Below are 8150 nucleotides of genomic sequence, written 5' to 3'. Positions count from 1 at the left end.
CGGGATTTCAATCACTGTATAAGCACCTGCGGGCTGCTTCATGGTGGCTCTTGCCGCGGAGACCATAAATTGTGACGTTAATGCGGGGTTATTAATGCGCATTGAGTATTCAAATAATTGATTATGTGTCGCACCAGAAACCCCTTTATGGGTCATCTGCACGCCATGTCCCACATCTTTTAACCCATCAATACTGTCAACTTGGCGAATATGGGTTTCATCAGACGAGAAATAACTATCTTGTTTAATACTACGCACCACATCATCAAAGTTCGCGCCAGCGTCTAATTCTACATACACCATACGACGATGAATGCCCGTTCCCAGAGGAATGGTCACTGACAGCGCATCTTTTACGCCTTCAACGGCTTTAGCCGCAACACTGTGCCCCATACTCATACCGGGACCAAAGTTGGTGTAGGTGACGCCTTTAGGTGCCATCGCTAACATTAAGGTACGCATTATAGAATCAGAACCCGGATCCCAACCTGCCGAAACGATAGACACACTATTATATTTTTTCGCGACGCTATCGAGTCGGTGTTTCAACGCGACAATATCAGAATGCACATCAAAACTATCAACGGTATTAATACCCATACTGAGGATTTTCTCTGCTAAATCGCCGATAGCTCGAGTTGGAGAACACAGTAATGCCACATCCACTTTGCCTAATTTTTCAATATCATCAACCACAATATAATGAGATAACTCTGCCGGAATATCTTGGGTATTACGACGGACTATTCCGACTAATTCAAAATCATCAGCGGCTTGAACAGCTTCTAGTGCGTAACGGCCTATATTTCCGTATCCCACTATTACTGTTTTAATTTTTGACATTATTACTCCTCGGTCATTCTGATGTCATATTTTCAATACAAGATACATATCAATAACAAATTTAGATAAATTAAACAAAGCCTAATTATCTAAAAATATCCGGCTTTTATAACTAGGTTCACCCAGCAATTAGAGGTAGAATTCAGCCAATTAGTCTTTTTCCTCTATTTAACGCGTATAAAGGTTCTTAATGCATCAGTCCGATGTCACTGAGAGGTCTCTCTATTCCCTCAGTTGGCCAATTTTTATTGATATTTTTCTTCATTTGGCCACCTTATTGATTAATACCTACATGGTTAGCCATGTATCCACAGCCTACCTCGCTGCAATGGGGGTGGGGAATCAGGTATTTGACCTATTTATTACTATTTTTAACTTTATTAGTGTCGGTTGTAGTGTTGTTATCGCTCAATATTTAGGAGCCGGACGCCGTGATAAAGCGAGCCAAGCGATTCATATTTCTATCGCCTTTAACTTTATATTAGGTTTTTCCAGCGCCTTAATTGCCCTATTTTTTGGCTATAAAATTCTCGCGATTATGAATACCCCATCCCACCTGATGGATGATGGTTATACTTATCTGCATATTTTAGGTATCTGTTTAATTCCCGAAGCGATTACGATTATTCTCGCAGCGTGTTTACGTGTGTATGGTAAAGCACAACCTGCGATGTGGGTGACATTGATTGCCAACGTCATTACTGTCATTGGTAATATGATCGTGTTATACGGCTTCTTTGGTTTACCAAAATATGGGTTGGAAGGCGTCGCATGGTCAACGGTTGTTGGGCGTATTGTCGCAGTAATTTTACTGTTCGGTCTGCTGTTCTATGGGTTAAGAATTAAATTTGTTCCGATGATGCTCATACGCTGGTCCCGTAAAATGCTGAACAAAATTCTGCATATCGGCCTACCCGCCGCAGGTGAAAACTTAGTGTGGATCCTGCACTTTATGACCGCCTCTGCATTTATTGGTTTAATGGGAGAAACCGCCCTCGCCGCACAAACCCTTTATTTCCAGTTATCACTGTTCATTATGCTGTTTGGGATTTCAATCAGTATTGGGAACGAAATTATGGTTGGGCACCTTGTAGGTGCAAAACGCTTTGAAGATGCCTATCGACGAGCTTTCAAAAGCCTAAAATGGGGCTTCTATGTCACCATCGGTGTAGTTTTCGTCTTCTGGTTATTCCGTTCACCGATTTTAGACAGCCTCACAGATGACCAAGGCATTATTCAATTATTGCTGCCAATTTTCTTACTCTCTGTCTTTTTAGAACCGGGACGTACCATTAATATTGTAATGGTTAACGCCTTGCGTGCTTCGGGAGATGCCAAATTTCCGCTACTTACTGCCATTCTATTTATGTGGGGGATCGCTATTCCATTAGGCTATTTCCTCGGCATAAAAATGGAGATGGGGCTACTGGGTATTTGGATCGGTTTCTTTGCTGACGAGTGGGTTCGCGGGTTAACCAATGCTTGGCGTTGGCGCTCTCGTAAATGGCAAAGTAAACGCCTCGATCTGGAAAACTAATTCATCATTTAATACACAGATCCCACCTAGGGTTATAGGTGGGATTTTTGTGACGAGCATCATATTGAGAATTTTTTTACTCCATCATTAAATTTTAGAGATTAATTTTCTCCACCTCCACAATATCTCGTCAAACATTGTGAAGTTTTTCTCCCATCTCTTCTTTAAAATAATCCCATCACCACATTACATTTAGGGACTTCAATCATGGCGACTGAAACTCAATCATTACTTTGGCAATATTTTATTAATGCAGTTAAACAGGACGTTAAGCCTGCATTAGGCTGTACTGAACCAATTTCTCTCGCTTATGCCGCTGCAAAAGCCGCATCTTACCTACAAAACCCAATCACAAAAGTGGTCGCGTTTGTCTCTCCTAACCTAATGAAAAATGGGATGGGTGTAACTGTTCCAGGTACTGGCATGGTGGGATTACCGATTGCAGCTGCACTGGGCGCTATTGGTGGTGATGGTGAGGCTGGATTGGAAGTGCTAAAAGCGGCTTCCCCTGAAGCGATTGCCCGCAGTAAAGGAATGCTTGCAGAAGGTTTGGTCACCGTGGATATTAAATCCCCTTGTGATGATGTTATTTATTCTGAAGCCACTGTTTATAGCGAAAATGACTCTGCAACCGTGGTGATTGCAGGTTCACATACTCATATTGTAAAAATAATCCATGGTGACGACGTTCTTTTTGATATCACAGTTAGCGAGAGCCAACCTAGTGATCCCGTGGATTGTGGAACTGAAGTCAGCTTACCCAAAGTCACTGCTAAAGCGGTTTATCAATTTGCAACTGAAGCACCATTAGACGATATTCATTTTATTCTAGAAGCCGCGCACTTGAACGATGCATTGTCCCAAGAAGGCTTACGCAATAGCTATGGTTTGCATATTGGTAAAACGTTACAAACTCAACGTGACCGCGGGTTATTATCCAAAGACTTGTTATCTGACATCATGATCCGTACCTCGGCGGCATCAGATGCGCGTATGGGCGGAGCTGTATTACCAGCAATGAGCAACTCAGGTTCAGGTAACCAAGGTATTGCAGCCACAATGCCTGTACTCGTGACCGCCGACTATCTACAGTCAACAGAAGAACAGCTGGCTCGTGCGCTGATGCTATCTCATTTAATGGCAATTTATATTCATAACCAGCTGCCCGCATTATCCGCACTGTGTGCCGCAACGACCGCAGCGATGGGTGCGGCTGCTGGGATTGCGTGGTTACTCGAAGCGCGATATGAAGTCGTTGCGATGGCAATCTCTAGCATGATTGGCGATGTTAGCGGCATGATCTGCGATGGCGCATCTAACAGTTGTGCAATGAAAGTATCGACAGGTGCGAGTGCTGCTTACAAAGCGGTATTGATGGCGCTAGATAACAGCTGTGTTAGAGGTTCCGATGGGATTGTGTCTGATGATGTGGATCAGTCGATAGCGAATTTGTGTTCGTTGGCGACCGGGTCAATGCGTTATACGGATATTCAAATCATCGAGATCATGTCCTCTAAAACTCTTCGTTCTTAACGCTGCTGGTGCGTTGACTTCTCTTAGCTACCCTAGTCACATACTCTTGTATGCTCCTAGGGATAGCTGGCGTTTGTCGCCTTCCTTCAGCGCTAATAACTTTGAGTTTAATTTTGATTTCTGATTTTTAATTTTAGGCTTCTAACGCGGCAAATTTTTCGCGAATTTCAGCTTCGGGAAGATCGATGCCGATGAAAACGAGCACGCTGCTGCGCTTTTCGTCTTCCTCCCAATCTCTGTCCCAGTCTGCACTATATAGGCGCTGGACACCTTGGAATAATAGACGTTTTGGTTCGTCGATGATGGACAAAATACCTTTATAACGTAATAAATTATCCGCAAAACCGAGCAGTAAGTCTTCCATCACTTGGGACACCGCCATCAGCTCTACAGGGTAATCAAACTCCAACACAATAGAACCCACTTCATTTTGCTGCTTAGGTGCAAAACGGAACGTTGGCTGTTTAACATTTAATCTTGAATCCAGCAAAAAGCCTTCAATATCTAACAACAGATCCAGATTAATATCCCCGTGGATCACAGGATAAATCGGCGCTCGAGCATTAATTCGTTGTAAGCGTTCAAGCAACGCATCGTTATTTGGCTCGATATCCGTTTTGGTCAGTAAAATACGATCAGCATAACCAATCTGTGCTTGAGCGATAGCAAAATCATCCAACTGTTTATCAGCATGAACCGCATCGACTAACGTAATGATGCCATCCAATAAATAACGTTCGCACAGCACTTCGTGGGAAAAAAATGTTTGGGTAATCGGCCCTGGATCCGCCATTCCCGTACACTCAATCACAAGGCGCTCAAAATCTAATTTTCCACTGTCCAGCCCATCTAATAAATCCAACAGTGCATTTTCTAATTCATTGGAACGACTGCAACAAATACAGCCATTACTTAATGTGGTGATTTGCGTGGCACGATCGCCAATCAACGCGTTATCGATAGGAACTTCACCGAATTCATTTTCAATCACTGCAATTTTATGCCCATGATCTGCATGCAGAATATGGCTTAATAGTGTCGTTTTCCCTGCCCCTAAAAAACCCGTTAAAATCGTTACATTGATTGGTTTCATTATTGCCCTCGTCACTTCATCAGTTAACAGCAGCGAAATCCGCCTTTACCACTACCGCCGTAGCGAGCATCTTGTCTCTCACGAAAGAATTCTTTATAAGTCATCATCGGCTTATCGGGGTGGTTGTCCTTCATATGCTGTACATAGGTATCATAGTCAGGGATCCCCACCAACATCCGAGCAGCCTGCCCGAGATATTTACCCGTCTTTCCCAGATTTCCAAACATAGCCTTCTCCAAAGGTAAAATGCCCTACATTGTATTGCTACACAATGCAGGGCTTCCCTTATTGTTTCGAGTAATACAAACCTCGAATCATTTTTGATTCCTTAGTGTGAAGATGACACTTTCACACCCTCTTTTGGAACCGGAACATAAGGGGTTTCTTTATCAGTACGATTTGGGTCTTTACTGGCTTTCATCGCCACGCGGATACCAAAGAAGATAATACCGTAAACCACGACTAAGAATAGAATACTCAGACCCGCATTGGTGTAGTTATTAATAATAATGTGATTCATATTAGTAATTTCTTGTGCTGTTAAATCTGCACCACCTGCGGCGATTTTTTCCTTGTAAGATTTCGCTAAGTACAGGAAACCTTCCAGTTGTGGATTATCGCTGAATAATTTCAGACCCAGAGCCCATGTAGTACAGATTAATAACCATACCGCAGGTAATACCGTCACAAGGATATATTTGCTGCGCTTCATTTTAATCAATACGACTGTACTCAGAACTAACGCCACTGCTGCCAGCATCTGGTTCGAGATACCGAACAGAGGCCACAAGCTCTTAACGCCGCCCAGTGGGTCAACAACACCTTGATACAGTAAGTAACCCCATAGACCCACGCAACCCGCAGTACCAATCATACCTGCAAACAGTGAGTCAGTTTTTTTCAGGAACGGAACAAAGTTACCCAATAAATCTTGCAGCATAAAGCGGCCAGAACGCGTTCCCGCATCCAGCGCTGTTAAGATAAACAGTGCTTCAAACAGAATACCGAAGTGATACCAGAAGCCCATATTGGCAGCAGGCATAATTTCGTGGAAAACAAAGGCAATACCTACCGCCAGTGTTGGTGCACCACCCGCACGGTTAAGAATCGAAGGCTCACCGATATCTTTTGCGGTTTGCATGATTTGCTCAGGAGAAATAACGAAGCCCCATGAACTCACCGTTGCAGCCGCGTGGATAGAAACATCTTTCAATTGAGCCATGATAGCTGCGCCATCAGGTCCACCAAGTTCATGCAGATTAGGCATGGTGATACCTAAAGCCGCAGGCGGTGTATTCATCGCAAAATACAGACCTGGCTCGATGATAGAAGCTGCAACCAATGCCATGATAGCAACGAAAGATTCCATTAACATCGCACCATAACCGATGTAACGAGCATCTTTTTCGTTAGCTAACAGTTTTGGTGTTGTACCCGAAGCAATTAATGCGTGGAAACCTGACACCGCACCACAAGCAATCGTGATGAACAAGAATGGGAATAGTGTCCCTTTCCAAACTGGACCAGTACCATCAACAAACTGAGTGACCGCAGGCATTTTCAGTTCTGGGTTAAGGATCACAATTCCTACAGCCAGACCGACAATAACACCGATTTTCAAGAAGGTAGCTAAGTAGTCACGAGGCGCAAGAATCAACCATACAGGCAGCAATGCCGAAACAAACGCATATCCCACCAGCGCATAGGTGATAGTTGTATCTTTGAATGTCAGTGCTGGACCCCAGTATGGGTCTTGAGAAATAACACCACCGAACCAAATAGAAGCAACTAATAATGCAATACCGATAACCGCGATTTCACCGACACGACCTGGTCGGATATATCGCATATAAACCCCCATAAATAGGGCAATCGGAACGGTTGAGCAAACGGTGAATACCCCCCATGGGCTTTCAGCGAGTGCTTTAACTACGATCAATGCCAGTACCGCAAGGATGATGATCATAATCAGGAAGCAACCAAATAATGCCAGCGTACCCGGAATCGGTCCTAACTCTTCTTTTATGATTTCACCTAATGAGGCGCCATTACGACGAGAAGAGATAAACAGTACCATAAAGTCCTGAACTGCCCCTGCAAGGACAACCCCTGCCAGCAACCATAATGTTCCCGGTAAGTAACCAACTTGGGCCGCAAGTACCGGACCAACTAATGGACCCGCACCCGCAATTGCCGCAAAGTGGTGACCAAACAGAACATTTTTGTTGGTTGGAACATAGTTCAAGCCGTCATTATTAATGACCGCTGGTGTTGCCCGTGTTTCATCCAACTTCATCACTTTTTTCGCGATATATAAGCTGTAGTAACGATAGGCAATAAGATAAACCGCCACAGAGGCGACCACTATCCATAGAGCACTGATATGCTCTCCACGTCTAAGCGCCACAACGCCCAAACAGACAGCACCGATGATCCCAAGGATCATCCAAGGAACGTGCTTTAAAATACCATTCTTGTTCATAGAACACCTTTCTGAGGTAAAAACGAACATGCCATTAATACTTAGTTACCATTTATTAAAAATTGAAAGCCCTGTCTTTGGTTGCTTTCGATAGACAATAAATGACTTTTTAATAGGCAGTGGTTGAGTTGTTTTGTTAGTCAATAATTGAGATCTGCCATAGTGGCTATGGTAAGAAATTACGCTCAATAAAAGGAAAAGTTCTCTTAAGCGGTGACATACAGAATTAAGCGGTTACTTTTTTACGGTGAATGGTTTTGATGGGGTGATAAAGTCTCTAAAAGTGTGCTTAGCATCACAAATAAAAGCCATTTCAATAAGTTAAGTAAATATTAAATTAAAACAAAAGATGTAATTATTGTTAAATAATACAAAAATACACACAACAAATTACCAACTTTAGCGATTAAAGCTAACGTCACTAATCTTTAGATCCATCACTCCCTTTAAAAAGACTTAATAAAAATAACATTAATTTATTAACAAAAATAAAGAGATAAATTAAATTCATAGTTACTTAATATTTCTCCTTAATAAACAATAACAATTAAATTATAAAAATAGTTTCTCTGGAAATTATTTTTGATTCAAATCACACTAATAAAATATTATTCATACATTAACAAACCAAAGGCGCTATTGTTAATAAAATGACTATTTAT

6 protein-coding genes are annotated in these 8150 nt (G+C 42.5%); 2 read left to right on the top strand and 4 right to left on the bottom strand.

The window, feature by feature from the left end; translation table 11 throughout:
* Positions 1 to 843: diaminopimelate dehydrogenase (locus PR761_RS16435; RefSeq protein WP_272519372.1), on the bottom strand; the 843-nt coding region annotated here is incomplete at its 3' end.
* 190 nt (positions 844 to 1033) lie between these two features.
* Between PR761_RS16435 and PR761_RS16430 the strand changes: the two genes are divergently transcribed.
* Together PR761_RS16430 and PR761_RS16425 are read left to right on the top strand one after the other, a co-directional pair.
* Entirely contained in the window at positions 1034 to 2380 is a 1347-nt protein-coding gene (locus PR761_RS16430) for an MATE family efflux transporter (RefSeq protein ID WP_006815184.1), read from the top strand.
* A 207-nt stretch (positions 2381 to 2587) separates the two neighbouring features.
* On the top strand, positions 2588 to 3913 hold the full coding sequence (locus tag PR761_RS16425) for an L-cysteine desulfidase family protein (RefSeq protein ID WP_154610688.1): 1326 nt from the start codon (positions 2588 to 2590) through the stop codon (positions 3911 to 3913).
* A 133-nt stretch (positions 3914 to 4046) separates the two neighbouring features.
* Here PR761_RS16425 and yjiA read toward each other — a convergent pair whose 3' ends face one another.
* The 3 genes from yjiA to PR761_RS16410 all read right to left on the bottom strand — a co-directional run bounded on the left by yjiA (position 4047) and on the right by PR761_RS16410 (position 7488).
* On the bottom strand, positions 4047 to 5006 hold the full coding sequence (yjiA, locus tag PR761_RS16420; protein ID WP_006815186.1) for a GTPase: 960 nt from the start codon (positions 5004 to 5006) through the stop codon (positions 4047 to 4049).
* 23 nt (positions 5007 to 5029) lie between these two features.
* Positions 5030 to 5233: a YbdD/YjiX family protein gene (locus tag PR761_RS16415; protein WP_006815187.1), complete on the bottom strand. Its 204-nt coding sequence runs from the start codon at positions 5231 to 5233 to the stop codon at positions 5030 to 5032.
* Positions 5234 to 5334: 101 nt separating this feature from the next.
* Positions 5335 to 7488: a carbon starvation CstA family protein gene (locus PR761_RS16410; protein WP_006815188.1), complete on the bottom strand. Its 2154-nt coding sequence runs from the start codon at positions 7486 to 7488 to the stop codon at positions 5335 to 5337.
* Positions 7489 to 8150 lie beyond the last annotated feature (662 nt).

The sequence above is a fragment of the Providencia sp. PROV210 genome (genome assembly GCF_028479445.1).
Lineage (GTDB): Bacteria > Pseudomonadota > Gammaproteobacteria > Enterobacterales > Enterobacteriaceae > Providencia > Providencia rustigianii.
The sequence above is the reverse complement of the archived record's forward strand: the minus strand, read 5'-3'. Positions and strand labels throughout refer to the sequence as shown.

What these genes read in the sequence shown, in the direction of transcription:
- PR761_RS16430 (WP_006815184.1), top strand. Translation starts at nt 1,034, where the DNA reads ATGCATCAGTCCGATGTCACTGAGAGGTCTCTCTATTCCCTCAGTTGG.
- PR761_RS16425 (WP_154610688.1), top strand. Translation starts at nt 2,588, where the DNA reads ATGGCGACTGAAACTCAATCATTACTTTGGCAATATTTTATTAATGCA.
- yjiA (WP_006815186.1), bottom strand. Translation starts at nt 5,006, where the DNA reads ATGAAACCAATCAATGTAACGATTTTAACGGGTTTTTTAGGGGCAGGG.
- PR761_RS16415 (WP_006815187.1), bottom strand. Translation starts at nt 5,233, where the DNA reads ATGTTTGGAAATCTGGGAAAGACGGGTAAATATCTCGGGCAGGCTGCT.
- PR761_RS16410 (WP_006815188.1), bottom strand. Translation starts at nt 7,488, where the DNA reads ATGAACAAGAATGGTATTTTAAAGCACGTTCCTTGGATGATCCTTGGG.